The sequence below is a fragment of the Sphingobium xenophagum genome (assembly GCF_031457465.1).
GTDB classification, from domain to species: domain Bacteria; phylum Pseudomonadota; class Alphaproteobacteria; order Sphingomonadales; family Sphingomonadaceae; genus Sphingobium; species Sphingobium xenophagum_A.
On record NZ_JAVDWV010000013.1, the window covers coordinates 65,257 to 88,685 of the forward strand.

General features: G+C 63.6%; 24 protein-coding genes and 1 tRNA gene. 16 read left to right on the forward strand and 9 right to left on the reverse strand.

The window, feature by feature from the left end; translation table 11 throughout:
• Positions 1-80: 80 nt before the first annotated feature.
• The gene (locus J2W40_RS14405) at positions 81-506 is read right to left on the reverse strand and encodes a hypothetical protein (RefSeq protein WP_310225990.1); all 426 of its coding nucleotides are present in this window, start codon (positions 504-506) and stop codon (positions 81-83) included.
• A gap of 101 nt (positions 507-607) precedes the next feature.
• Between J2W40_RS14405 and J2W40_RS14410 the strand changes: the two genes are divergently transcribed.
• The 7 genes from J2W40_RS14410 (at position 608) to phoB (ending at position 7,928) form a co-directional block, all read left to right on the forward strand.
• Positions 608-1,894 (forward strand): ATP-binding protein, encoded by a 1,287-nt coding sequence (locus tag J2W40_RS14410; RefSeq protein ID WP_310225992.1) that lies wholly within the window; start codon positions 608-610, stop codon positions 1,892-1,894.
• A gap of 104 nt (positions 1,895-1,998) precedes the next feature.
• On the forward strand, positions 1,999-3,048 hold the full coding sequence (locus tag J2W40_RS14415; protein WP_310225995.1) for a substrate-binding domain-containing protein: 1,050 nt from the start codon (positions 1,999-2,001) through the stop codon (positions 3,046-3,048).
• Positions 3,049-3,058: 10 nt separating this feature from the next.
• A complete protein-coding gene (gene pstC / locus J2W40_RS14420) occupies positions 3,059-4,453 on the forward strand; it encodes a phosphate ABC transporter permease subunit PstC (protein WP_310225997.1) in 1,395 nt (464 codons plus the stop codon).
• Positions 4,450-5,694: a phosphate ABC transporter permease PstA gene (gene pstA / locus J2W40_RS14425; protein ID WP_310225999.1), complete on the forward strand. Its 1,245-nt coding sequence runs from the start codon at positions 4,450-4,452 to the stop codon at positions 5,692-5,694. Before pstC ends, pstA begins: the two co-directional genes overlap by 4 nt.
• Before the next feature lie 8 nt (positions 5,695-5,702).
• Positions 5,703-6,491 (forward strand): phosphate ABC transporter ATP-binding protein PstB, encoded by a 789-nt coding sequence (gene pstB, locus J2W40_RS14430; protein ID WP_310226001.1) that lies wholly within the window; start codon positions 5,703-5,705, stop codon positions 6,489-6,491.
• Between the two features lie 34 nt (positions 6,492-6,525).
• Positions 6,526-7,224: a phosphate signaling complex protein PhoU gene (gene phoU, locus J2W40_RS14435; protein WP_310226003.1), complete on the forward strand. Its 699-nt coding sequence runs from the start codon at positions 6,526-6,528 to the stop codon at positions 7,222-7,224.
• Positions 7,225-7,226: 2 nt separating this feature from the next.
• On the forward strand, positions 7,227-7,928 hold the full coding sequence (gene phoB / locus J2W40_RS14440) for a phosphate regulon transcriptional regulator PhoB (RefSeq protein WP_310226005.1): 702 nt from the start codon (positions 7,227-7,229) through the stop codon (positions 7,926-7,928).
• 51 nt (positions 7,929-7,979) lie between these two features.
• Here phoB and def read toward each other — a convergent pair whose 3' ends face one another.
• The 4 genes from def to recR form a co-directional block, all read right to left on the reverse strand.
• Positions 7,980-8,510, reverse strand: a complete 531-nt coding sequence (gene def, locus J2W40_RS14445; RefSeq protein WP_310226007.1) for a peptide deformylase — start codon at positions 8,508-8,510, stop codon at positions 7,980-7,982.
• A gap of 57 nt (positions 8,511-8,567) precedes the next feature.
• Positions 8,568-9,026, reverse strand: coding sequence for a VOC family protein (locus tag J2W40_RS14450; protein ID WP_310226009.1), 459 nt, complete (start codon positions 9,024-9,026; stop codon positions 8,568-8,570).
• A 159-nt stretch (positions 9,027-9,185) separates the two neighbouring features.
• Positions 9,186-9,497, reverse strand: a complete 312-nt coding sequence (locus tag J2W40_RS14455; RefSeq protein WP_409050381.1) for a hypothetical protein — start codon at positions 9,495-9,497, stop codon at positions 9,186-9,188.
• A gap of 73 nt (positions 9,498-9,570) precedes the next feature.
• Entirely contained in the window at positions 9,571-10,167 is a 597-nt protein-coding gene (gene recR / locus J2W40_RS14460; protein ID WP_310226013.1) for a recombination mediator RecR, read from the reverse strand.
• Between the two features lie 180 nt (positions 10,168-10,347).
• On the opposite strand from recR, the gene fmt reads away from it, so the two are divergent.
• Together fmt and truA are read left to right on the forward strand one after the other, a co-directional pair.
• Complete coding sequence (gene fmt, locus J2W40_RS14465) at positions 10,348-11,256, forward strand: methionyl-tRNA formyltransferase (RefSeq protein WP_310226015.1); 909 nt, start codon at positions 10,348-10,350, stop codon at positions 11,254-11,256.
• Positions 11,257-11,269: 13 nt separating this feature from the next.
• Positions 11,270-12,013, forward strand: coding sequence for a tRNA pseudouridine(38-40) synthase TruA (gene truA / locus J2W40_RS14470; protein ID WP_310226160.1), 744 nt, complete (start codon positions 11,270-11,272; stop codon positions 12,011-12,013).
• Here the strand turns inward: truA and J2W40_RS14475 are convergent.
• Positions 12,010-12,729: a queuosine precursor transporter gene (locus J2W40_RS14475; protein WP_310226017.1), complete on the reverse strand. Its 720-nt coding sequence runs from the start codon at positions 12,727-12,729 to the stop codon at positions 12,010-12,012. The two genes, truA and J2W40_RS14475, sit on opposite strands and share 4 nt — an antisense overlap.
• Positions 12,730-12,797: 68 nt before the next feature.
• Between J2W40_RS14475 and J2W40_RS14480 the strand changes: the two genes are divergently transcribed.
• Positions 12,798-12,874: transfer RNA gene (locus tag J2W40_RS14480), tRNA-Arg, on the forward strand.
• Positions 12,875-13,017: 143 nt separating this feature from the next.
• Here the strand turns inward: J2W40_RS14480 and fsa are convergent.
• On the reverse strand, positions 13,018-13,671 hold the full coding sequence (gene fsa, locus J2W40_RS14485) for a fructose-6-phosphate aldolase (protein ID WP_037480038.1): 654 nt from the start codon (positions 13,669-13,671) through the stop codon (positions 13,018-13,020).
• Positions 13,672-13,814: 143 nt separating this feature from the next.
• Between fsa and J2W40_RS14490 the strand changes: the two genes are divergently transcribed.
• The 3 genes from J2W40_RS14490 to J2W40_RS14500 are packed head-to-tail and all read left to right on the forward strand — an operon-like array spanning position 13,815 to position 16,879.
• A complete protein-coding gene (locus J2W40_RS14490) occupies positions 13,815-14,462 on the forward strand; it encodes a DUF2490 domain-containing protein (RefSeq protein WP_310226020.1) in 648 nt (215 codons plus the stop codon).
• A 45-nt stretch (positions 14,463-14,507) separates the two neighbouring features.
• Positions 14,508-16,676 carry a primosomal protein N' gene (locus J2W40_RS14495; RefSeq protein WP_310226022.1) on the forward strand — a complete coding sequence of 723 codons (2,169 nt, stop codon included), beginning with the start codon at positions 14,508-14,510 and terminating at the stop codon, positions 16,674-16,676.
• Complete coding sequence (locus J2W40_RS14500) at positions 16,676-16,879, forward strand: DUF1289 domain-containing protein (protein ID WP_310226024.1); 204 nt, start codon at positions 16,676-16,678, stop codon at positions 16,877-16,879. The genes J2W40_RS14495 and J2W40_RS14500 overlap by 1 nt, the downstream gene beginning before the upstream one ends.
• On the opposite strand, the gene J2W40_RS14505 is transcribed toward J2W40_RS14500, so the two are convergent.
• Together J2W40_RS14505 and ada are read right to left on the reverse strand one after the other, a co-directional pair.
• Positions 16,800-18,314 carry a tetratricopeptide repeat protein gene (locus J2W40_RS14505; RefSeq protein ID WP_310226026.1) on the reverse strand — a complete coding sequence of 505 codons (1,515 nt, stop codon included), beginning with the start codon at positions 18,312-18,314 and terminating at the stop codon, positions 16,800-16,802. The two genes, J2W40_RS14500 and J2W40_RS14505, sit on opposite strands and share 80 nt — an antisense overlap.
• Positions 18,315-18,382: 68 nt before the next feature.
• Positions 18,383-19,435, reverse strand: coding sequence for a bifunctional DNA-binding transcriptional regulator/O6-methylguanine-DNA methyltransferase Ada (ada, locus tag J2W40_RS14510; RefSeq protein WP_310226028.1), 1,053 nt, complete (start codon positions 19,433-19,435; stop codon positions 18,383-18,385).
• A 111-nt stretch (positions 19,436-19,546) separates the two neighbouring features.
• Between ada and J2W40_RS14515 the strand changes: the two genes are divergently transcribed.
• From J2W40_RS14515 to atpA, 3 genes are all read left to right on the forward strand, one after another.
• The gene (locus J2W40_RS14515; RefSeq protein ID WP_310226030.1) at positions 19,547-21,094 is read left to right on the forward strand and encodes a S1C family serine protease; all 1,548 of its coding nucleotides are present in this window, start codon (positions 19,547-19,549) and stop codon (positions 21,092-21,094) included.
• Positions 21,095-21,294: 200 nt separating this feature from the next.
• Positions 21,295-21,849, forward strand: coding sequence for a F0F1 ATP synthase subunit delta (locus tag J2W40_RS14520; RefSeq protein WP_310226162.1), 555 nt, complete (start codon positions 21,295-21,297; stop codon positions 21,847-21,849).
• 2 nt (positions 21,850-21,851) lie between these two features.
• Positions 21,852-23,381, forward strand: a complete 1,530-nt coding sequence (atpA, locus tag J2W40_RS14525; RefSeq protein WP_310226032.1) for a F0F1 ATP synthase subunit alpha — start codon at positions 21,852-21,854, stop codon at positions 23,379-23,381.
• Positions 23,382-23,429: the final 48 nt, after the last annotated feature.

Consider the following 23,429-nt stretch of genomic DNA (forward strand, 5'->3'; position numbering starts at 1 on the left):
TTCGACGTCCTCAACGCGGCAAAGCCGTATTCGTCCTGATCGTTGCAGCTAGGGTAGTCGCGGAAAAGTGGCGCTTCAGCTCAGCGTGGCATCTGCAGCGAGGCGTAGCAGGTGAAGCCGCTCTGCCCCGATTGGAGGCGGCGGATATAATTGAGATAGGCCTGATTTTGCTGATAGCCGGTGCCGGGCAGCGGGCGGCCTCGCAAGGCTTGCTTCACCTGTTCGCCGGTGAAGCTGCGACCCGTACCGGGAAAGGCTCCAGGGGTGCCCGCAGGCACGACCTGACCGTTGGGTGCGATGAAATTGCCCGCCCGGCTATTGTCGGGCACCGGGATGGTGCAGTTGAGGACCGAAGCGGCGGTGTTGGCGAGCGCGGGGCGGATCGAGACGATGGCGGACGCCGCCATGGCCCCACCCATCAACAATTGGCGACGCGAGGCGACGGCCGGCTCGGAGGCGGTTTCGTCCATCTGGGGACCGTCCTGATCGGGCATCTGCTCGCTCATATCGTCCTGTTCCGCATCTCGCGCTTGCCAAAGCGTAATGATTGCACGCTATTGGACCAAGGTCTTTGCAGTCTTTGCGCGACAAATCCAGTGCGGTAACCATGAATCGACTCAGCATTTCCCAGATTACCGCGTCGCTTGCCGTGCTTATGCTGGGCACGGGCGGCGCCTTGTTGCTTGGCGCTTCGCCCGTTGGCATTGCCCTGCCGATTCTGGCGGGGCTTGTCGTCTTGCTGATCGCGGCGCACGGTCACGACCCGGAGCCGGACCAGCCTGCCCCCCCGATCGAACAGCCAGACCTGATCGACCATCCCGATTTTCCGACATTGCTGGAAGGGATTTCCGATCCGCTGATGCTGGTGGAAAAGGGCAAGATCGTGCGCGCCAATCGCGCAGCGCAGCGTTTGCTGGGCGCGCATATCGAAGGCGACGATGCGCGGATCGCCATCCGTCATCCCGCTGCGGCCGAACGGCTGGCAAGCACTGCGCCGCTGGCCGATCCCTTCATGATCGAACTGGTGGGCCTGGGCAGTCGCGAGCAGCGCTGGCAGATGCGCGTGGCGCCGGTGGGCGCGGTGACGTCGATGCGGCGCCTCGTGCATCTGGTCGATCATAGCGGCACCCATGCGGCGGAACGGATGCGGGTCGATTTCGTCGCCAATGCGAGCCACGAGCTGCGCACGCCGTTGGCCGGGATATTGGGTTTCATCGAGACGCTGGCCGACCCGGAACTGGGCAAGGACCATGAAACGCGGCAACGCTTCCTTAAGATCATGGACGGCGAAGCGCGGCGGATGCAGCGGCTGATCGACGATCTCATCTCGCTCTCGCGCATTGAGGCAGAAAAATATCGCGCGCCCGACGGTGCGGTCGACCTGTCGGAACTGGTCGCCGAAGTGGTCGGCATATTCCGGTCCAGCCATGGCGCACGCGGCCGCGATGTGGAGATGGAGATCGCCCATTCGCTGCCCCCGGTGCTGGGCGATCGCGCGCAATTGTCGCAACTGGTGCATAATCTGATCGGCAATTCGGTGAAATATGGTCGGCCCGACACGCCGATTCGCGTTACGCTGACCGAGGGACCGAGCGGCATGACGCGGCTAGCCGTGGCGGACGAGGGCGAAGGCATAGGCCCCGATCATCTGCCACGCCTGACCGAGCGTTTCTATCGCGTCGATTCGGGGCGCAGCCGAGCGATGGGCGGCACGGGGCTTGGCTTGGCCATCGTCAAACATATTGTCGAGCGGCATCGTGGGCGACTGGACATAGCCAGCACGCTGGGGAAAGGTACAACCATCACCATATTGCTGCCGCCAGCGACCGATGAGGGGGTAGCAAAGACCGATGAACGGCGGCGGCCATCGGCGCTTTCGGGCACCATGTCATGAAAATGAAACCTGACTGTCACAAAGGCGCGATGGTCCGCAGCTAGACGCACTGCCCTAGGGGGCGGCGACATGCGAATCGCGGCCTTAGTCTATGGAGGTTTTCCGTGAAGAGATTCGCCTTGCTCGCTGCCACGGCGCTGAGCGTCCTTGGCCTTGCCGCTTGCGGTGATCAGGGTGGCGCCAGCGCGACCCGCGACCAGATCCGCGCGGTCGGCTCCTCCACCGTCTATCCTTTCGCCACGGCCGCATCCGAACTGTTCGTTCAGACCAATCCGGGCATGAAGTCGCCGATCATCGAATCGACCGGCACCGGCGGCGGCATGAAGCTGTTCTGCAGCGGCGTCGGCGCGCAATATCCCGACATCGCCAACGCATCGCGCCGGATGAAGAAGGCCGAGTTCGACCTGTGCCAAGGCAATGGCGTCACCGATATCATCGAGGTTCAGATCGGCGTCGATGGGCTGGCCTTTGCTGAATCAAAGAACGGCCCCGGTTACAAGCTGACCCCCAAGATCGTCTATGAGGCGCTGGCCGCCAATCCTTATGGCACGGGGCCGAACAAGACGCAGACCTGGAAGGATGTCGACCCCAGCCTGCCCGCCATCACCATTTCGGTGTTCGGCCCACCGTCCACCAGCGGCACGCGCGATTCGCTCGCAGAATTGATCCTGGAAAAGGGATGCCAGAGCGATCCGGCGATGAAGGCGCTCAAGGAAAAAAGCGAGGACGAATTTAAGGCGACCTGCACCCGCGTTCGCGAGGACGGCAAATATGTCGATTCGGGCGAGAATGACAATCTGATCGTGCAGAAGCTGGGTGCCAACCCCAATGCGGTCGGCGTGTTCGGCTTCAGCTTCCTGGAAGAAAATCGCGCGACGCTCAAGGATATCCCGATCGACGGGATCGAGGCATCCTATGAAACCGTATCGTCCGGCCAATATCCCGGTGCGCGCCCCATATATATCTATGTGAAGAAGGCGCATATGGCCGCCATTCCGGGGCTGCAGGGCTTTCTCAATGCCTTTGCCGCCAATTGGGCACCGGGCGGCGCGCTGACCAAGCGTGGCATGGTCGCTGCCCCTGAGGATGTCCGCACCGCGAGCGCGCAAGCCGTCAAGGCTTTGACCGTGCTCGACGGTTCGCAGTTGCATTGAGCCTTATTCCATGACCGGACCCGCAATCTTCCTGCTGCTCGCAGGCCTGGGCGCGATCGCCTGGGTCAGCGCCCGCGCCCGCGCCTTGCGTTTGCAAGCCGTGGCGCGGACCAGTGGACGCCGTGACGCCGTCCACAGCCTGCCTGGCTATCATGGCTGGTATGTGGCGCTGTGGACATTGCTACCTGCTGCCCTGTTCCTGATCGTGTGGGCGAATGTGTCGCCGGGCCTCGTGACGCAGGCAGTGCTGGACGACCCGGCCGCACAGGCCTTGCCGCTCGACAGCTTCTCCCGCTCCGCCATCCTGGGCGAAGCGCGCGCGATTGCGACGGGCAAGCAGGCGGGTGCCTTCAATCCCGCCTCGCAAGCGCTGGTCGAGCCTTATACGCGGGCACTCGGCAAGTTCGGGCTGGCAGGGGCGATATTGGCGCTGGTGCTGGCCTTTGCCGGGGGTGCCTATGCCTTTACCCGCGTCCGTCCCGACTTCCGGGCGCGCACACGGGTCGAACGGCTGGTGATGGCCTTGCTGCTGGCAGCGTCGCTGCTGGCCATCGTCACCACGGTCGGCATCGTCGCCTCGCTGCTGTGGGAAAGTTTCCGCTTCTTCTCGATGGTCAATCCGATCGACTTCCTGTTCGGGACCAATTGGAGCCCGCAATCGGCCGCCATGGGCTATGGCAATAAGGATGCCTTTGGCGCGATCCCGCTTTTCTGGGGCACGATCTTCATCGGCGCGATCATCGCCATGATCGTCGCCATTCCGCTCGGCCTGATGAGCGCGGTGTACCTGACCCAATATGCCAGCCCCACGGTGCGCCGCTGGATGAAGCCGACGCTGGAGATGCTCGCGGGCGTGCCAACGGTCGTCTATGGCTATTTCGCGGCGCTCACCATCGCGCCAGCGCTGCGCGACTTTGCGGTGATGATCGGGATTTCCGGCGCATCGTCGGAAAGCGCACTGGCCGCCGGCCTCGTCATGGGCGTGATGATCATTCCCTTTGTGTCTTCCATGGCCGATGACAGCATTGCCGCGGTGCCGCAGTCAATGCGCGACGGCAGCCTGGCGATGGGCGCGACCACCAGCGAGACGATCAAGCGCGTCCTCATCCCCGCCGCCCTGCCCGGCGTCGTCGGCGGCGTATTGCTCGCCGTCAGCCGCGCGATCGGCGAGACGATGATCGTGGTGATGGCCGCAGGGCTTGCCGCCAACCTGACGCTCAACCCCTTTGCCAGCGTGACCACGGTGACGACCCAGATCGTCCAGTTGCTGACCGGCGACCAGGAGTTTGACAGCGCCAAGACGCTGGCTGCCTTTGCGCTGGGGCTGGTGCTGTTCATCATCACCCTGTTGCTCAACATCGTGGCCCTGCGGGTCGTGAAGAAATATCGCGAGGCTTACGAATGACCGTCGAACGTCTGCCCACCGACTGGAAGTCGGAGGCGATGCGCAAGCGGATTGCGGGGCGCTATGCCAAGGAGCGTCGCTTCCGGCTGATTGGCTTAGGGGCCGTGGTGCTGTCCGCCGCTTTCCTTGCCTTCCTGCTCTTCACCATGATGGGCAATGGCCTGCGCGGCTTTACCCGGACGGAGATTGCCCTCACGGTCGATTTCCCGGCCTCGCCGCTGTTGCTTGATCCGGCCGCGATTACGGACGAATCGCTCAATCAGGCGAACCTGCCGATGGTGACCAATACGGTTGCCCAGCGCGTGCTGGGGCCCGACGCCGACAGCTTGCTGGCCCCGACCGCCTGGATCAGCATTCGCGATGCGATCAAGGCCGATCCGTCGATCCTGAGCCGCACCGAGACGATTGCCCTGCCTGCTTCGACCAGTATTGATCTGGCGGCCAAGAGCGAGGGACCGCCCGAAGCGGAAGCCGCCGTGGCGCGGCTGAAGAAGGCGGGCGTACTCACGACCGGTTTCAACTGGAATTTCCTGTCCGCCAGTGACGGCACCGATCCGGCGCAAGTCGGTATCTGGGGGGCGTTCAAGGGCACATTGCTGACGATGCTGGTGACGCTATTGCTCAGCTTCCCGGTCGGCGTCGCAACCGCCCTCTATCTGGAGGAATATGCGCCCAAGGCGTGGTGGACCGACATTATCGAAGTGTCGATCAACAACCTTGCTGCCGTGCCTTCGATCATCTTCGGTCTGCTTGGCCTGTCGATCTTCCTCAACCTGTTGCACCTGCCGCGATCGGCGGCGCTGGTCGGCGGCATGACGCTGGCGCTGATGACGATGCCGGTCATCGTCATCGCCGGGCGCAACGCGATCAAGTCGGTGCCGCCCAGCATCCGCGACGCGGCGCTCGGCATCGGGGCCAGTCCTGTACAGGTGGTGTTCCAGCATGTGCTGCCACTCGCCCTGCCCGGCATCCTGACCGGCACGATCATCGGCATGGCGCGTGCGCTCGGCGAGACGGCACCGCTGCTGATGATCGGCATGCGCGCCTTCATCGCGACGCCGCCCGGCGGGATCAGCGATCCGGCAACCGTGCTGCCGGTCCAGATATTCCTGTGGTCGGATGAAGTGTCCAAAGGCTTTGTCGAAAAGACTTCGGCCGCCATCATCGTGCTGCTGGCCTTCCTCCTCGCGATGAACGGCCTCGCCATTTATCTGCGCAACAAGTTTGAAACACGGTGGTAATGACGCCCATGACCCAAGACCAAAGCAATCTGACGATCGCCAATCCAAAGATGTCCGCCCGTGACGTCAAGGTTTTCTATGGCGAGAAGCAGGCGATCAAGGGCGTGTCGATTGATGTCGACATGGACCATGTCACCGCCTTCATCGGCCCTTCGGGCTGTGGCAAATCGACCTTCCTGCGCACGTTGAACCGCATGAACGACACTGTCGCCTCGGCACGGGTCGAAGGCGAGATCACGCTGGACGGCGAGGATATCTATGCCTCGTCCATGGACGTGGTGCAGTTGCGCGCGCGGGTGGGGATGGTGTTCCAGAAGCCCAACCCCTTCCCCAAGTCGATCTACGAGAATATCGCCTATGGGCCGCGCATCCATGGCCTGGCCGCATCGAAGGCGGACATGGACGTGGTGGTCGAAAAATCACTGCGCCGTGCGGGCCTTTGGGAAGAGGTGAAGGACCGTCTGCACGACAGCGGCACGGCTTTGTCGGGCGGGCAACAGCAGCGGCTGTGCATCGGTCGCGCCATCGCGGTCGAACCCGAAGTCATCCTGATGGATGAGCCCTGTTCGGCGCTCGATCCGATCGCCACCGCCAAGATCGAGGAACTGATCCACGAACTGCGTGGCCGCTATGCGATCGTCATCGTCACCCATAATATGCAGCAAGCCGCGCGCGTGTCGCAGCGGACCGCCTTCTTCCATCTGGGCGAACTGGTCGAATATGGGGTGACGTCGGACATCTTCACCAATCCGCGCCAAGAGCGGACCAAGGACTATATCACCGGGCGTTACGGCTGATTTGCGGCGCTGACCGGGCGGAGAGAGACAAGACATGGCTGAACATACGATCAAGGCATTCGATGATGAAATCGACAGGCTGCGCGGCCTGATCGCCGAAATGGGCGGTCGCGCCGAGGCGGCGATCGAAAACGCCATGCTGGCGCTGCAACGGCAGGATCTGGCGCTGGCGGCCGAGGTGGTCGAGGGCGACAAGCGGATCGACGCGATCGAGGCGGAGGTCGAGAAGCTGGTGATCGAGGTGATCGCATTGCGTGCGCCGATGGCCAACGATCTGCGCGACGTGATCGCCGCGCTCAAGATCGTCAGCGTGATCGAGCGGATCGGCGACTATGCCAAGAATATCGCCAAGCGGGTGCCGCTGATCGCGACGAACAAGCGGTTGCTCGAACCCATGTCGCTCCTTCCCTCCATGGGGCAGGTCGCAGCCGAAATGGTGCATGATGTGCTGAACGCCTATGCCGCGCGCGATCCTGACCTTGCGCAGGCGGTGGTGGACCGCGATGCGGTGGTCGATGATTTCTACAACAGCGTGTTCCGTACCCTGGTGACCTTCATGGTCGAAAACCCCAAGACGATCAGCGAATGCGCGCAATTGCTGTTCGTCGCCAAACATATCGAGCGGATCGGCGATCATGCCACCAATGTCGCTGAAATGGTCTATTATGCCGCGACCGGCCAGACCATGCCGGAACGCGAGCGCGGCGGCACTGACGCCCAGGCGGAGATCTGACCATGGGCCGGGCCAAGATGCTGCTGGTTGAGGATGACGCGGCGCTGGCCGAATTGCTCATCTGGCATTTCAAACGCGAGGATTTCGACGTCGCCCATACGGTCGATGGCGAAGAAGCGCTGTTGATGGCGCAGGAGAATGTGCCCGACATCGTGCTGCTCGACTGGATGGTCGAAAGCCTGTCGGGGATCGAGGTCTGCCGTCGGCTGCGGCGGATGACCGGCACCGCCAATGTGCCGATCATCATGCTGACCGCGCGCGGCGAAGAAGAGGATCGGGTGCGTGGCCTGGAAACCGGCGCGGACGATTATGTCACCAAGCCCTTTTCGCCCCGCGAACTGGTGGCGCGTGTCGGCGCGGTGCTGCGCCGCGTGCGTCCAGCACTGGCAGGCGAGACGCTGACCTTTGCCGATGTCGAGATGGACACGGTGGGACATAAGGTGCGGCGCGGCGGGCAAGTGATCCCGCTTGGGCCGACCGAATTCCGGCTGCTCAAGCATTTTCTGGAGCATCCGGGCTGGGTTTTTTCGCGCGAGCGGCTGCTCGACAGCGTGTGGGGGCAGGATAGCGATATCGAACTGCGCACGGTCGATGTGCATATCCGCCGCCTGCGGAAGGCGATCAATGCCGATGGCGTCTATACCGACATTATCCGCACGGTGCGGTCGGCTGGCTATGCGCTGGATACCGACGGCGTAACCTGACCTATCATAACACCCCGGCCAATCAGGGCCGGGGCGTTATACTCTATCGGATCAGGCTGCGCGGCGGGCCTTGGTCAGCTTCTTGAGCAGCATGTCGCGCTTCATGCGCGAGAGATGGTCGATGAAGAGCACACCCTCCAGATGGTCCATCTCATGCTGGAGGCAGGTGGCGAGCAGCCCTTCGAGTTGCTCTTCATGGATGCGGCCATCGCGGTCCATCCAACTCGCGCGGATCGTCGCGGGACGCTCCACCTCGGCATATTGATCCGGGACTGACAGGCAGCCTTCATTATAGACCGACATATCCTGCGATTCGCGCAGGATTTCCGGGTTGATGAAGACCATGGGCCGTTTGACCGGGGGCGCATCCTCCGCGTCGGATTCCGGCTCCTGCAAATCCATCACCAGCACCCGCTTGGGCACGCCGACCTGGATCGCGGCCAAGCCGATGCCGGGCGCATCGTACATCGTTTCGAACATATCGTCGATCAGCCGTTGCAGATCGTCGTCAATCGCCTCGACCGGGGTCGAAATGGTGCGCAACCGTGGATCGGGTGCCTCAAGAATAGGAAGTATCGCCATCGTGACAAAATAGCGAAACGGTGCGGAATTTCAAGCCACGCGCCGAGTCGGTCGCGCTTATTCGCCCAGCCATTCGTCGATTGCGGGCTTGAGCGCCGTCGAGATCAACTCGACCAGCAGCGCATCGTCAGGGGACGCAAGATAGGCGATCAGCCCATAGCCATTCTCAGGCTTCGCGTTCGCCGCGCGTACGGTCCAGCCCAGATCGACCAACCGGGCGGTTTCGGCGGGCAGGTCGTCGACCCAGACACCGATATGGCGGGCCGTGGTGGCGGTCGCGGGATCGTAGAATGGTCCCTGCCCCTGCACCAGTTCGATGTGGATGGGACCACCCAGCGAATAGGTGGCGCGCACGCGAATGTCGCGCAGGCCATCTTCCGGTGTCCAGAAAGGCAGCGGATCGAAATCCCGCACGGGTGCGAAGGTCAGGCCGAGCGCCGCGCCATAGTCCGCGACGGCGCGGTCGATATCGGCAACGGCAATACCCTTGTGATGGGTGCGGGTCAGGTCGATCATCGGGGCATCCCTCCTGTGGTTGTCACGCCGGTCTAGCGCAAGCTGACCGCAGATGCAGCTAGCGGCTTTGGCAGGGGAACCGGACGGAAATACAGACCCTCACCCAACCCTCTCCCGTGAAAGACGGGAGAGGGCTAAGGGCGGAACACCTAATATCCTTCAATTACCCTCGGCGTCGACGGTGAACACCATGGGTTTGCCGCGCGAGGTGGGTTCCCAGCCGGCTTCCAACGCGGCGCGGATGCCGCGGGCGATGATGGCGTCGTTGATCTGCAGGCGGCCGCGTTGCAGGCCTTTCAGCAAGCGCTTTGGCGGCGGGAATTCGAGGAGCGCGCCGCGCTGCGTATCTTTCTGCTGCAAAGCGATGGCCATGCCTTTCCACCCGTCAATGTCGCTCCATTGGGGTTCGCGGCGAAGTTCCCATTCATAGGATTCGCCATCGACGTCGATACTACCGGCAAGGTTGTGCATATTTTGCATGGCCTGCGCATAGCAGGACTGGCGCGATAGGCCAGCTTTTGCGGTGAGACTTGCGCGGTTGTCCCTACCCCACCGGCCTTCTGGCGCGGAGTGCCTGGGCGAGTGTGCCTTCGTCGAGATAGTCGAGTTCGCCGCCGACGGGCACGCCATGGGCCAGTTGCGTCAGCCGTATGGGGAAGCGTTCAAGCCGTTCGGCCAGATAATGGGCGGTGGTCTGGCCTTCTAGCGTGGCGTTCATGGCGAGGACGACTTCATCCACCCCGCCCTGTTCCAGCCGGGTGACCAGCGCGTCGATGGTCAGGTCTTCGGGCCTTATGCCTTCAAGCGCGGACAGTCGCCCGCCCAGCACATGGAAGCGGCCGGGGAAAAGCCGCGATTTGTCGAGCGCCCACAGGTCCGCGACATCCTCCACCACGCAAAGCGCGCGAGGATCGCGGCGCGTATCCTTGCAGATGCCGCAGGGATCGACCGTATCGACATTTCCGCAGACATGGCAGGTCACGAGCCGCTCGTTCACCGCCTCCAGCGCGCGCAGCAAAGGGGCCATCGCCGCCTCGCGCTTCTTGATGAGGTGCAGCACCGCGCGCCGCGCCGAACGCGGGCCAAGGCCGGGCAGGCGGGAGAGTGCCTGGGTCAACGCTTCGATTTCGGGAGAGGCCATGCTGTGAGATAAGGGGTTGCAACCCGTCCCGACAAGAGCTTTGAGAAGCTTCTTTGGAAATGCGCGAATTGCGCATTTCGGATGCGGCACCGGCCCGCTCCCCCACCCGGCCACCCAATGGCATTATCCTGTGGGCGGCCGGGTGGGGGAGCGGGCCGGTGCGGAAACCCGGATAAAGTCATGCGTATCATCTACATGGGCACTCCCGATTTCGCCGTTCCTGCGCTCGACGCGCTGGTCACGGCCGGGCACCAAGTCGTTGCGGTCTACAGCCAGCCGCCCCGGCCCGCCGGGCGCGGCAAGGCTTTGCGACCCTCTCCGGTCCACCAGCGCGCCGAGGCGCTGGGGATAGAGGTGCGGACGCCGGTGTCGCTGAAGGAGCCGGAGGTGCAGGCAGCCTTTGCCGCGCTCGACGCCGATGTGGCGGTGGTGGCGGCCTATGGCCTGATCCTGCCGCGCGCGATTCTCGATGCGCCACGCCAAGGCTGCATGAACATCCATGCGTCGCTGTTGCCGCGCTGGCGTGGGGCAGCGCCGATTCAGCGGGCGGTGCTGGCGGGCGACAATGTCACCGGCGTCACCATCATGGACATGGAAGCGGGCCTCGACACCGGCCCCATGCGCGCCAAATATGTGACGTCGGTGGAGGGCAAGACGGCGGGGGCGCTTACCGAGGAACTGGCGCAAGCGGGTGCGGCGCTGATGGTCGAGGTGCTGGACGATATTAGCCTGCATCCGGCCATGGCGCAGCCGGAAGAGGGCGTGACCTATGCCGCCAAGATCGACAAGGCCGAGGCACGGATCGACTTTGCGCGCCCGGCGATTCAGGTCGAGCGCCAGATCCGCGCCTTCAATCCCGTCCCCGGTGCCTTTTTCGAATATGGCGGCGAGCGGTTCCGCATATTGGCGGCGCATGTCGAGCATGAGGATGGCGCAGCGGGCGCAATGCTGGACGATGCGTTGCTGATCGGCTGCGGCCATGGCGCGATCCGCCCGACGCTGATCCAGCGTGCGGGCAAGGCGGCGATGACGCCGGACGATCTGCTGCGCGGGTTCGACATGCCGGCGGGGAGCCGGGTGGATGGATGAGCCGGAGACGGGCCTGACCCGCTTTGCGTTCACGGTCGAATTTGACGGGCGGCCGTTCATGGGGTGGCAACGGCAGAACCATGGGCCCAGCGTGCAACAGGCGATCGAGGATGCCATCCATACGGTGACGGGCGAGCGGGTGGCGGTGCATGCCGCCGGGCGGACCGATGCGGGCGTGCATGGGCTGGCGATGCGGGCGCATGCCGACATAGCCAAGTCGATCACCCCATTCCGGCTGATGGGCGGGATCAATGCGCGGTTGCGGCCGCATCCGGTGGCGATCCTGGCGTGCGAGGTCGTGCCGGACGACTGGCATGCGCGATTTTCCTGCCTTGGCCGTTCCTATGTCTATCGCATCGTCAATCGCCGTGCGCCGCTGACGGTCGAACGGGGGCTGGCCTGGCAGGTGGCGAAGCCTTTGGATGCCGATGCGATGCAGGCGGCGGCGCAGTTACTCGTTGGGCTGCATGATTTCACCACTTTCCGATCAGCCCATTGCCAATCGGCCAGTCCGGTCAAGACGCTCGACCGCCTGCATGTGGCACGGGAGGGCGAGCGCGTCACGGTTCACGCAGACGCACGCTCCTTCCTGCATCATCAGGTACGATCGATGGTCGGATGCCTGACGTTGGTGGGCTCAGGACGGTGGTCGGCCGACGATCTGCGCGCGGCATTGGAGGTGAAGGATCGCGCCGCCTTGGGGCTCAATGCTCCACCCGATGGACTATATTTCGTGGCGGCGCATTATCCGGGTTAGAGCCGGGTGCGGAACGGGGTGAAGTTGGTTCCGGCGTCATACACGTCCAGCCCTTCGCGTCGCTTCAGGGCATTGACGACCATATAGGTGACAGGCGTCAGCAGCGCTTCCCAGCCGACTTTCATTGCCCAGTTGGTGACCATGACGGTCAGCACCTGCGTTTGGGTCCAGTTGCCGTAGAAAGCGAGCGGATAGAAGAGCAGGCTGTCCACGCCCTGCCCCACGATCGTCGATCCGATCGTCCGCATCCACAGATGCTTGCCCTGGGTCAGCAGCTTCATGCGGGCGAGGACGAAGCTGTTGGCCAGTTCGCCCGCCCAGAAAGCGATGAGCGAGGCAAAGACGATGCGCCAGGTGCTGCCGAACACGGCTTCGTAGGACGCCTGCCCCGTCCAGCCTTCGGCAGGCGGCAGCGCAACCACCACCCAGCTCATCACCGCCATGAACAGCATGGCGGCAAAGCCCGCCCAGACGCAGCGGCGCGCGCGCGCATAGCCATAAACTTCGGTCAGCACGTCGCCGATCACATAGCCAAGCGGAAAGAAGAGGATGCCAGCGCCGAAAGTGAAGCCACCCAGGCTCGACAATTTGGCCGCGCCGATCAGGTTGGACAGGAGCAGGATCGCGACGAAAGCCGCCATCACGAAATCATAATAGCGTAGCGGCCGCACACCCAGCGCGCCTGCATCGACCCTGTGAACCGCCCCGTCGTTCATGACACTCTGCATATCGCACAGTCGGGTGATTGCAAGCTGTCCCCGGCGTCGCTATCGAGCCTGCCCAAGGCCCCGTAGCTCAACTGGATAGAGCACCCGCCTTCTAAGCGGGATGTTGCGTGTTCGAGTCACGCCGGGGTCACCATCCACCCATGACCATGAGCAGCGCCATACCGACAATGGTGAGCAGCAGCGAGAACCAGAGGAAGCCGAAATCGGGTTTGTCGGGATCGTGGCTCATGGATTTTTCCTTCGGCGGGACGACGGTTGCCGTCCCGCCTGTTCAGATCACAGGATGGACTGGCCGGTCTTGGCCCAGTCGGCGGCGAAGCCTTCGAGGCCCTTGTCGGTCAGCACATGTTTGGACAGCATGCGGATGACGGCGGGCGGCGCGGTCATAACGTCGGCACCGATGCGCGCGCTTTCGAGCACATGGATGGGGTGGCGGACGCTGGCGACCAGGATTTCGGTGTCGAAGCCATAATTGTCATAGATCAGGCGGATATCCTGGATCAGCGCCATGCCGTCGAAGCCATTATCGTCATGGCGGCCGACGAAGGGCGAAATGAAGGACGCGCCGGCCTTGGCCGCGAGCAGCGCCTGATTGGCGGAGAAGCAGAGCGTGACGTTGACGAGCGTGCCTTCGTCGGTCAGCGCCTTGCAGGTCTTGAGACCGTCGATGGTCAACGGCACCTTGATGCAGACATTGTCCGCGATCTTGCGGAGGACTTCTGCTTCCTTCATCATTGTTTCATGGTCGAGCGCGACGACCTCGGCCGAGACAGGGCCGTCAACCAGGCCGCAAATTTCCTCGACCACTTCGAGGAAGGCGCGGCCCGACTTGTGGATCAGCGACGGGTTGGTGGTCACGCCGTCGAGCAGGCCAGTGGCGGCCAGGTCGCGAATGTCGGCGGTGTCGGCGGTGTCGACAAAGAATTTCATGGATTTGGGCTCCGGGGATGAATGAGTCGGTCCCCTTTAACCGCTGGCCGCCGGTTTCGCCATCGTCGGCGACGCAGGGCGGGAATTGCAACAGAGCAGCAACATCCCTAAGGCGCGGGCACCTTGCCAAAGGATATGCCATAATGCTGTGCCGACTGAGTATTGCCGTGTCGGTGCTGGCCATGCCGTTGCCCGTGCATGCGGCGACGCAGGAAAGCCAGGCGTGGCTGACCGAGATGGTGACGATCAAGGTGAGCGAGGCCAATCTGGTGACGGTCGATTCGAGCCAGCGCGCGCGATCGGACAGCCGAAGCGGCGGCGAGCAATTTCTCGCGCGCGTCGCCATCGACCACCGCATCGCCCCGGCCGTGCAACTGGGCGGGGGCTTTGCCTATCTCAAGAGCGAGGCGGACGAAGAGTTGCGGCTGTTCCAGCAAGTGACGCTGACCAAAGGTATCTGGCTGGCCCGCACCCGCATGGAGCAGCGCTTTTTCGATACGGTCGATGCGCCCGTGTGGCGGCTGCGCCAGCGGCTGCAGGCGAGCGTCCCGGTCGACACAGCAAAGCAATGGACGGTGGTGGTCGCGACCGAAATCTTCTTTCATCTCAATCGCGGGCGGCCCAGCGACAAGACGGGTCTGGCGACAATGCGCCACCAGATCGGCCTGCGTCATCCGATCGGCAAAGGCGTCGATGCGCAGCTTCTCTATATGCGCCAGCAGAATTTTCGCGATGGGCGGCCAGATGTCGTGTCGCACATCCCCTGGCTGACGCTGAGTTGGCGGATCTGACGCGCGGCATTTGCGTGGCGGGCGCGACGGGCTAAGGACGGTCCCATGTCCCGTGCCCGTGTCCTCCTGCTCAATGCCGCCCTGGGGCCGCTCGACTATCGCGTGCCGCACGGGATGAGCGTCAAGCCCGGCAGCATCGTCGTCGCGCCGCTGGGGCCGCGCCAGTTGGTGGGCGTGGTGTGGGAGGAAGACAGCTTCCCCGATGTGGAGAGCGTGGGCGACAACCGGCTGCGCAATTTGCTCGAACTGGTCGAGGCGCCGCCCCTGCCCGCAGCCCTGCGCCGCCTGATCGAATGGACGGCGGACTATTATCTGAGCCCCCCCGCCGCCGTACTGCGGATGGCGCTGGCGTCGATGGCGGCGCTGGAGGGGACGCGCACGGTCATCGAATATAAGGCGACCGGGGCGGTGCCCGAACGGATGACCGAGCAGCGCGCGCAGGCGCTAGAGCGGATCGGCGAGAGACAGGGTCTGGTGCGCGAACTAGCGATGATCGGCGGGGTCAGCGATGCGGTAATCCGTGGCCTCATCAAGCAGGATGTGTTCGAGCCGGTCGAGGTGAGCGTCGATACGCCCTTCCCCCTGCCCGACCCCGATCATGCGCCGCCTGCCTTGTCGGACGCGCAAAGGACGGCTGCGACCACCATGGCCGACGCGGTGCGGGCGCACGAGTTCGCGCCCTTCCTGCTCGACGGCGTCACCGGATCGGGTAAGACCGAGGTGTATTTCGAGGCGATTGCGGCGGCGATGCGGGCGGGGCGGCAAGTGCTGGTGCTGCTGCCTGAAATCGCGTTGACCGAGCCGTTTCTGGAACGATTCGAAAAGCGGTTCGGCACGGTGCCGGTCAACTGGCATAGCGGGCTGCGCCAGACCGAGCGCCGGCGGGCGTGGCGCGCCATTGCGGCGGGCGAAGCGCAAGTGGTGGTGGGGGCGCGGTCCGCGCTGTTCCTGCCTTATCCGAACCTTGGCCTCATCGTCGTCGATGAAGCGCATGAGGCCAGCTTCAAGCAAGAGGATGGCGTCCATTATCATGCGCGCGACGTCGCGGTGATGCGGGGCCTCATTGAGAAATTCCCGGTCATCCTGGCGTCCGCCACTCCGGCGATCGAAACCCGGCATCAGGTGGAACTGGGCCGTTATGCCGAGATCAAATTGCCGTCGCGCTATGGCGGGGCGGAGATGCCGCATATCGAAGGCGTCAACCTGCTCACCGATCCGCCGGAGCGCGGCCGCTGGATCGCGCCGCCTTTGGTCAAGGCGATCGACGAGGTGATGGAAAAGGGCGAGCAAAGCCTGCTCTTCCTCAACCGGCGCGGCTATGCGCCGCTGACGCTATGCCGCCATTGCGGCTATCGCTTCCAATGCCCCAATTGCACCGCCTGGATGGTCGAGCATCGGCTGTCGCATCGGCTGGCCTGCCATCATTGCGGCCATGTCGTGCCCGCGCCGCGCTTCTGCCCGGACTGCAAGGAGGAGGACAGTCTGGTCGCCTGCGGGCCGGGGGTCGAGCGGATCGCCGACGAGGTGAAGGCGCTATGGCCGCTGGCGCGGATTGCGATCGCCACGTCCGACACGCTGTTTTCGCCCGCAAAAGCAGCCGATTTCGTCAAATCGGTGGAGGCAGGCGACATCGACATCATCGTCGGCACGCAACTCGTCACCAAGGGCTATCATTTTCCCAACCTGACACTGGTGGGCGTGATCGACGCTGATCTGGGGCTGGAGGGCGGCGATCTGCGCGCGGCCGAGCGGACCTTCCAGCAGATCGTCCAGGTCGCGGGACGCGCGGGACGCGGGGCGAAGCCGGGACGGGTGTTCATCCAGACGCGGATGCCAAGCAGCGAAGTCATCCAAGCGCTGATCGATGGCGATAGCGAGCGGTTCTATGCGGTGGAAACCGAACATCGGCGACGCGCCAACGCCCCGCCCTTTGGCCGTTTCGCCGCGATCATCATTTCAAGCGAGGATGCCGACGAAGCCGCCCAGGTCGCCCGGCTGATCGGCAAGTCCGCGCCGGTGATCGACGGGATGCGCGTCTATGGCCCGGCCCCGGCCCCGCTGTCGGTGTTGCGCGGGCGGCATCGGCACCGGCTGCTGATCCACGCCACGCGGCAGGTGGATATTCAGTCCGCGATCCGCGAATGGCTGAGCCAGATCGTGTGGAAATCAGGAACGCGGGTGGCGGTGGACGTCGACCCCTACAGCTTCATGTGATGGAAACGCCCTGCCGCAACCTCTGTGCGCTCGATGCGGCGCGCGCGACCTGCACGGGCTGCGGCCGGACGATCAACGAGATCGTCCATTGGCGCAGCCTGACCAATGCGCAGCGCGCCGCCGTCATGACGTGGGTGCAGGACTTTGCGCCTTCGCCGCACCCTTCGGCATTTTCGCCGCCTGCGCGTCGAACTGAGCCTTAAGCCGGATCGCATGATCGCGCATGCCCGATCCATGGGGGGAATAGGCGATGGGGTCGAGCAAAGTGGACGCGGCGGCATAATCGCCCCGGAACGCCATCGCCTGCGCGAAATTGAAGCGATAGCTGGGGTTCTGCGGCAGCAGGCTGAACGCCTTGTAAAGACCGTCATAACCAAGATCGGGCATTTTTCCGCCCCGCATCGCATGGTAGCGGTAGAAGAGCGCCAGCGGCACGGGATCTTCGGTATCGGCGCGATTGGCGCGGACGATTGATGTCAGCGCGGCCCTCCAATCCTCTGCCTCGTCACTGTCATTCGCGCGTTCCAGCAGCACTTCTGCGCGGACAGCATAGGCGCGCGAGGATTGCGGGTCGATGGCTATGGCGCGGTCAGCCGCAGCGAGCGCTGCGCCCTTGTCCTCGCTCTTCCATTCCGCTTCGGCCAACAAGGCCAGCGCATAGGCACTGTCAGGATATTGCGCCGCGACGCTGCGGATGGCCGCAGTGATAGCAGGCAAGTTTTCAGTCTTGGGCCGGTGGGTGAGGCGCAACTCTTCCTCGATCAACGCCGCCTGGGCCGGGTCTACCGGACTGAGCGTGATCGCACCTGTCGTCAATTCCTTGGGCGTCAGCACACTGATGAAATGCCTCTGCCGCATATAGGCCTTCAGATCCTTTTCCAGACCCTCCAGCCCCCCTTCGAAATAGTCGGCTACGTCCATGTCCGGCGCGCCCTTTGCGATATCGGTCAGGTAGCGGTTGATTTCCGCCTTGCGGTCGGATTGATGCTGAAAATAATAATGGGTCAGCAGCCAGGCGGTGCCATAATAGCGATCGCCATCGCGCAGGTTGAGGCCTTGGGGATCGCGCGCCAAGAGCTGCTTGAGAGGATAGGGTTGACCCAGCACCAGACCCGGCACCCGCGCCATGGGGATATGGCCGAACTCGATCGACCCGTCCTTGGGAAATTTCACGACGGAGAAAAATTCCGCAAAGCCTTCGACGAACCAGGCGGGGTAGGCTGCCGGGAAATGATGCAGCATGAAATGATGGGTATATTCGTGGAACAATATTTCTTCGGCCCCAACGCCAAATCGCCCATTCTTCGTTTCGCGCGAGAGGAAGGCATAGGCATTGCGGTTGGAGGTCGTGTAATAGCCCCTGAAATTGGGGCTATCCGCCAATTCCTGCACCTTGCGATCGCTGGACAATAGATAGACCTTGACCGGACTGCCGCGTTGCGGGTCAGTGACGCCATAGAGCCGCCGCAGGAGGAAATCGAACTTCTCCAGCCGCTCGGCAAAGTCTTGCAGCGTCTTGTCCTTGCCTTCGCTATAGACGGTGAAATGGTCAGTCTTGGCCTGCCACCACGTCGCGTGCGCAACGCCGGGCAGTGCGAGCATAAGCGCCGCCAGCACTTTCATCCAGAATCGCATCATACCCCCAATATCCAGCCCCTCCATCAAAATGGCCGAGCGATATGACGATGGAAAGACCCCATAACCCGCTATCCATCCTTTTCGCGGTCCAGCAGTGCCCGCTTGCGCTCCAGCCCCCAGGCATAGCCGCCCAGCGTTCCGTCGCTGCGCAGGACGCGGTGGCAGGGGATGAGGATCGCCAACACATTGTCGCCACAGGCGCTACCAGCAGCGCGGACGGCTTGTGGGCGACCAATAGCGGCCGCGACCTCACTATAGCTGCGCGTTTCGCCCGACGGGATGGCGCGCAGCGCGGCCCAGACGGCTTGCTGGAAGGCGGTGCCGCAGACGTCCATGGGTAGGTCAGGCGTTTCGCCCGGATGATCGACCAGCGTGGCGACAGCCTGCGCCAATCGGTCGAGCGCCGCGTCGGCCGGTTGAAGATCAGCGTTGGGGAAACACGCGCGCAACTCTGCCTCGCCTTCACCAAAACTGATGCGGCACAGACCTCGCGCGGTCGCGGCCACCAAGAGCAGCCCCAGGCTGCTGTCGATCGTGCGCCAGCGGATCAGCGCGCCGCGGCCGCCATCCTTCCATGCGCTGGGCGTCATGCCCAGATGGCGGTCGGCGTCGGCATAGGCGCGGCTCGGCGCATTATAGCCCGCTGCATAGATGGCGCTCGTCACGCTGCCGGGCGAACCAAGCGCCGCCTTCAATCGGTCGGCGCGCAGGGCGCGGGCATAGGCGGCGGGGGTCAGGCCCGTCTCGCGCTTGAACAGGCGGTGGAAATGATGCGGGGCATAGCCGACATGGGCGGCGATCGCCTCCAGCCGCGGCGCGTCCTCTGCCGCCTCGATCAGCGCGCGTGCCGCCGCAACGGCGATTCGGTCGCGGCCAACCTCGTCCGGGCGGCAGCGCAGACAAGCGCGGAATCCCGCCGCGCGCGCGGCGGCGGGGTCGGGCAGGAAGCGCATATTCTCGCGCCTGGGGTGGCGAGCAGCGCAACTCGGCTTGCAGTAAATGCCGGTGGTGGCGACGCAGCCGACGAAGCGGCCGTCCATGGTGCGGTCGCGCGCTAGGAAAGCGGCCCAGCAGGTCGCGTCGTCAGGCATCGGCTCGGCAAGGGCGGTCATCAGGTTCATGTCTATGGAATAGACGCTGGCGCTTGGCCATGCTTCCCGCGTCTTGCTTTCAAAACATTGCGGCATTTCCCGATTGCGCCGCGCCCCCCATCCAATATGTATGCGCGCTCCATGATCGCCCTCCTCCGCCGCTTCGCCCTGCTGATCGCGCTTTTTGCGCCAGCAACGTCCCATGCCGACCAGCAGGATATCGCTGCGGCGGCGCGCGGGGTGGTGCGCGTGGTGCTGGTCGCGACCGATGGCAGCGAGGCTTATTTCGTCGGCCATGGCAGCGGCCTTGCGGTCGCGCCGGACAAAATATTGACCAACGCCCATGTCGTCGAACTGGCGCGCGAGGAAAAAAAACTCGTGATCGGCGTGATCCCCTCAGAGGGCAAAAAAACCTATGGCGGGCGCATCATCGCCTTTTCGCCGGGCAATGACCTGGCCCTCATCCAGTTGGAGGAAGGCAGCCTGCCGGTCAGCACTTTCTACGCAGGGGCGATATCGGACGGGCAGCATGTCACCGCGATCGGCTATCCCGGCACGGTGGACCGTGCGCAGGGGCTGGGCCTCAAGCAGTTGGTCGAGCCGCTGGCGACGGTGAAGACCAGCGGCAATGTATCGGCAGGGCGCGCGAGCCAGAGCTTCGAGACGGTGCTGCATACGGCACCGCTGGCGGCGGGCAATAGCGGCGGGCCGTTGGTGGACGATTGCGGCCGAGTGCTTGGGGTCAATAGTTTCGGCTCGATTTCGGACGGCAGCGACGCGGAATTCGGTTTTGCCGTGTCGTGGCGCGAAATTGCGTCCTTCCTCCGGCAGGCAGGCGTTGCGTCGCTGCGCACCGTCGTTCCCTGCCGGTCGATGGCGGAAGCGGACGCCGCCGAAGCAGCCATCACCCAGCGCGAATCGCAAGTGAGCGAGCAGAAGAACCGCGCCAGCGCCGATGCGCGCGAACAGGCGACGGCGCGCGCGCGCGAAGCGGCCGAACGCGATGTCATCACCGCGCGCGAAAACGCCATGGCAGGGGCAGCGGTGCTGCTGGCGCTGGCGGTATTGGGTCTGGGCGCAGGCGGGCTATTCTACAGCCAGGGCAAGGAAAAGCCCGCCATATGGGGCATTGGCGGCGGCGGCGCGATGCTGTTGGGGGCGTTGGCCTTGTTCGTGTTCAAACCCAGTTTCGACACGATCGAAGACCGTATGGCGATGCCCCAGGACCAGAGGGTCAGCAGCAACGACGCCTATGCCTGGGCCGGGGACAATATCTGCCGCATCGACCTCCAGCGCAGCCGGCTGACCGTTTCGCAGCCCAATGACATTGGTTTCCACTGGGCCGAAGGCGGCTGCGTCGATGGCGATACGCAATATGTCGCGAGCGGTACCAAATGGCAGCGCGCCAGCATCCCTGCACAAAGCAATTTCGTCACCATAAGCGTCTTTGATCCGGCAAGCGGCACTTTGCGCGTGCAGCGCTGGCTGCCCGACATGGACAGCATGGCCAAGGCGCGCGCACTGCTGGGAGACAAGCCTTTTCCCGGCTGTGGCGCAGACCCGGACGCACTGGCGCGCATCGCTACGCTGCAATCGGAGCTAAGTGCGCTGCTGCCCGCCGCGCCCAATGAGCGGATCGTCTATCATTGCCAAAAGGGACGGCTTGCTCCCGCCGAAGCGGCCGAATAGCCGATTCGCGCGGGCAATAAAAACTCAGGCAAATGCCGCGCCTTTCCGACTAACGATGGAATCGCGCACCATGACTTGCATAGTCATAATCGCGCTGCTAACCGGCCCGACAACAAAGGGGGACGGGCGTAACTGCTCCCCTCTCTTTTTGCATGACCGGCACATCACCTGCCAGTAAGTCAATGGAGGACGGCAAGCGCGTGGAGACTAATGGCGGCATACAGGCCAGCCTCAGCGGCCGCTACGCGGTGGCCCTGTTCGATCTGGCTCGCGACGCGAACGCGCTCGACACGGTGGCGCAAAGCCTGTCCGGGTTGAAGGCGGCTATCGCCCAATCCCCTGATTTCAAGGGCCTTATCAACAGCCCGGTGCTGAGCCGGGACGCATCGGGCAAGACGATCGCCGCCGTGGCATCCGCCATGGGCATTGATCCGCTGACGACGAAATTTCTGGGCGTGCTCGCGCAGAACCGTCGCCTCGGCCAACTGCCCGCGGTCATCCGCACCTATGAAACGCTGCTGTCGAATCACAAAGGCGAGGTTCGCGCCGAAGTGACGAGCGCGCATCCGCTCGACGCGCAGCAGATCGCTTCGCTGGCACAAAATCTGCGCGCCCGCGTCGGCCGCACCGTCGCCGTCGATGCCAAGACTGACCCCGCGATCCTGGGCGGGCTGGTCGTCAAGATCGGCAGCCAGATGATCGACAGCTCCATTCGTACCCGTTTGAATAGTCTCGCTATGGCGATGAAAGGCTGAACATGGATATCAACGCCGCAGAAATTTCGAAGGTCATCAAGGACCAGATCGCCAATTTCGGCACCGAAGCGCAGGTCAGCGAAGTCGGTTCCGTGCTGACCGTGGGTGACGGCATCGCCCGCGTCCATGGCCTCGACAACGTCCAGGCGGGCGAAATGGTCGAATTCGCCAACGGGATTCAGGGCATGGCGCTGAACCTGGAAGCCGACAATGTCGGTGTCGTGATCTTCGGGTCCGACAGCGAGATCAAGGAAGGCGACACCGTCAAGCGCACCGGCACCATCGTCGACGTGCCCGTCGGCAAAGGCCTGCTCGGTCGCGTCGTGGACGGCCTGGGCAATCCCATCGACGGCAAGGGTCCGATCGTGTCCGACCAGCGTATGCGCGTCGAGCGCAAGGCGCCCGGCATCATCCCGCGCACCTCGGTCCATGAGCCTGTCCAGACTGGCCTCAAGGCCATCGACACGCTCGTTCCCGTTGGTCGTGGCCAGCGCGAACTGATCATCGGCGATCGCCAGACCGGCAAGACCGCCGTCGCGATCGACACTTTCATCAACCAGAAGACCGCCAATGCGGGCGATGATGAGAGCAAGAAGCTCTACTGCATCTATGTCGCGATCGGCCAGAAGCGCTCGACCGTGGCGCAGATCGTCAAGCAGCTCGAAGAAAATGGCGCGATGGAATATTCGATCGTCGTCGCTGCGACCGCTTCCGAGCCAGCCCCGCTCCAGTATCTCGCGCCCTATACCGGCGTGACGATGGGCGAATATTTCCGCGACAACGGCATGCACGCCGTCATCGTCTATGACGATCTGTCCAAGCAGGCCGTCGCATATCGCCAGATGTCGCTGCTGCTGCGTCGTCCTCCGGGCCGTGAAGCCTATCCGGGCGACGTTTTCTATCTGCACAGCCGCCTGCTGGAGCGCGCGGCCAAGATGAACAGCGACAATGGTTCGGGTTCGCTGACCGCACTGCCGATCATCGAAACCCAGGCAGGCGACGTGTCGGCCTATATTCCGACCAACGTGATTTCGATCACCGACGGCCAGATCTTCCTCGAAACCAACCTCTTCTACCAGGGCATCCGTCCGGCCATTAACGTCGGCCTATCGGTGTCGCGCGTCGGTTCCGCCGCGCAGACCAAGGCGATGAAGAAGGTGTCCGGCTCGATCAAGCTGGAGCTGGCGCAATATCGCGAAATGGCGGCCTTTGCCCAGTTCGGTTCCGACCTTGACGCTTCGACCCAGAAGCTGCTCAACCGTGGCGCGCGCCTGACCGAGTTGCTCAAGCAGGCGCAGTTCTCGCCCCTGCCGTTCGAAGAGCAGACCGCGTCGATCTTCGCGGGCACCAACGGCTATCTCGACGGCATCCCGGTCGGCGACGTGAACCGCTACGAAGAGATGATGCTGGGCTATCTGCGCCATGAACATGCCGACGTGCTGGGCATGATCCGCGATACTAAGGATCTGGGCGACGAAGCCAAGAGCAAGCTCAAGGCCGCGCTCGACAGCTTCGGCAAGACCTTCGCATAGCTAAAAGCCCTCTCCCTTGAGGGAGAGGGTTGGGTGAGGGTGTGCAAC

Bases quoted from the DNA above. Each gene is read 5' to 3' on its own strand.
- J2W40_RS14405 (WP_310225990.1), bottom strand. From the start codon at position 506: ATGAGCGAGCAGATGCCCGATCAGGACGGTCCCCAGATGGACGAAACC.
- J2W40_RS14410 (WP_310225992.1), top strand. From the start codon at position 608: ATGAATCGACTCAGCATTTCCCAGATTACCGCGTCGCTTGCCGTGCTT.
- pstC (WP_310225997.1), top strand. From the start codon at position 3,059: ATGACCGGACCCGCAATCTTCCTGCTGCTCGCAGGCCTGGGCGCGATC.
- pstA (WP_310225999.1), top strand. From the start codon at position 4,450: ATGACCGTCGAACGTCTGCCCACCGACTGGAAGTCGGAGGCGATGCGC.
- pstB (WP_310226001.1), top strand. From the start codon at position 5,703: ATGACCCAAGACCAAAGCAATCTGACGATCGCCAATCCAAAGATGTCC.
- phoU (WP_310226003.1), top strand. From the start codon at position 6,526: ATGGCTGAACATACGATCAAGGCATTCGATGATGAAATCGACAGGCTG.
- phoB (WP_310226005.1), top strand. From the start codon at position 7,227: ATGGGCCGGGCCAAGATGCTGCTGGTTGAGGATGACGCGGCGCTGGCC.
- def (WP_310226007.1), bottom strand. From the start codon at position 8,510: ATGGCGATACTTCCTATTCTTGAGGCACCCGATCCACGGTTGCGCACC.
- J2W40_RS14450 (WP_310226009.1), bottom strand. From the start codon at position 9,026: ATGATCGACCTGACCCGCACCCATCACAAGGGTATTGCCGTTGCCGAT.
- J2W40_RS14455 (WP_409050381.1), bottom strand. From the start codon at position 9,497: ATGCACAACCTTGCCGGTAGTATCGACGTCGATGGCGAATCCTATGAA.
- recR (WP_310226013.1), bottom strand. From the start codon at position 10,167: ATGGCCTCTCCCGAAATCGAAGCGTTGACCCAGGCACTCTCCCGCCTG.
- fmt (WP_310226015.1), top strand. From the start codon at position 10,348: ATGCGTATCATCTACATGGGCACTCCCGATTTCGCCGTTCCTGCGCTC.
- J2W40_RS14475 (WP_310226017.1), bottom strand. From the start codon at position 12,729: ATGAACGACGGGGCGGTTCACAGGGTCGATGCAGGCGCGCTGGGTGTG.
- fsa (WP_037480038.1), bottom strand. From the start codon at position 13,671: ATGAAATTCTTTGTCGACACCGCCGACACCGCCGACATTCGCGACCTG.
- J2W40_RS14490 (WP_310226020.1), top strand. From the start codon at position 13,815: ATGCTGTGCCGACTGAGTATTGCCGTGTCGGTGCTGGCCATGCCGTTG.
- J2W40_RS14495 (WP_310226022.1), top strand. From the start codon at position 14,508: ATGTCCCGTGCCCGTGTCCTCCTGCTCAATGCCGCCCTGGGGCCGCTC.
- J2W40_RS14500 (WP_310226024.1), top strand. From the start codon at position 16,676: ATGGAAACGCCCTGCCGCAACCTCTGTGCGCTCGATGCGGCGCGCGCG.
- J2W40_RS14505 (WP_310226026.1), bottom strand. From the start codon at position 18,314: ATGATGCGATTCTGGATGAAAGTGCTGGCGGCGCTTATGCTCGCACTG.
- ada (WP_310226028.1), bottom strand. From the start codon at position 19,435: ATGAACCTGATGACCGCCCTTGCCGAGCCGATGCCTGACGACGCGACC.
- J2W40_RS14515 (WP_310226030.1), top strand. From the start codon at position 19,547: ATGATCGCCCTCCTCCGCCGCTTCGCCCTGCTGATCGCGCTTTTTGCG.
- atpA (WP_310226032.1), top strand. From the start codon at position 21,852: ATGGATATCAACGCCGCAGAAATTTCGAAGGTCATCAAGGACCAGATC.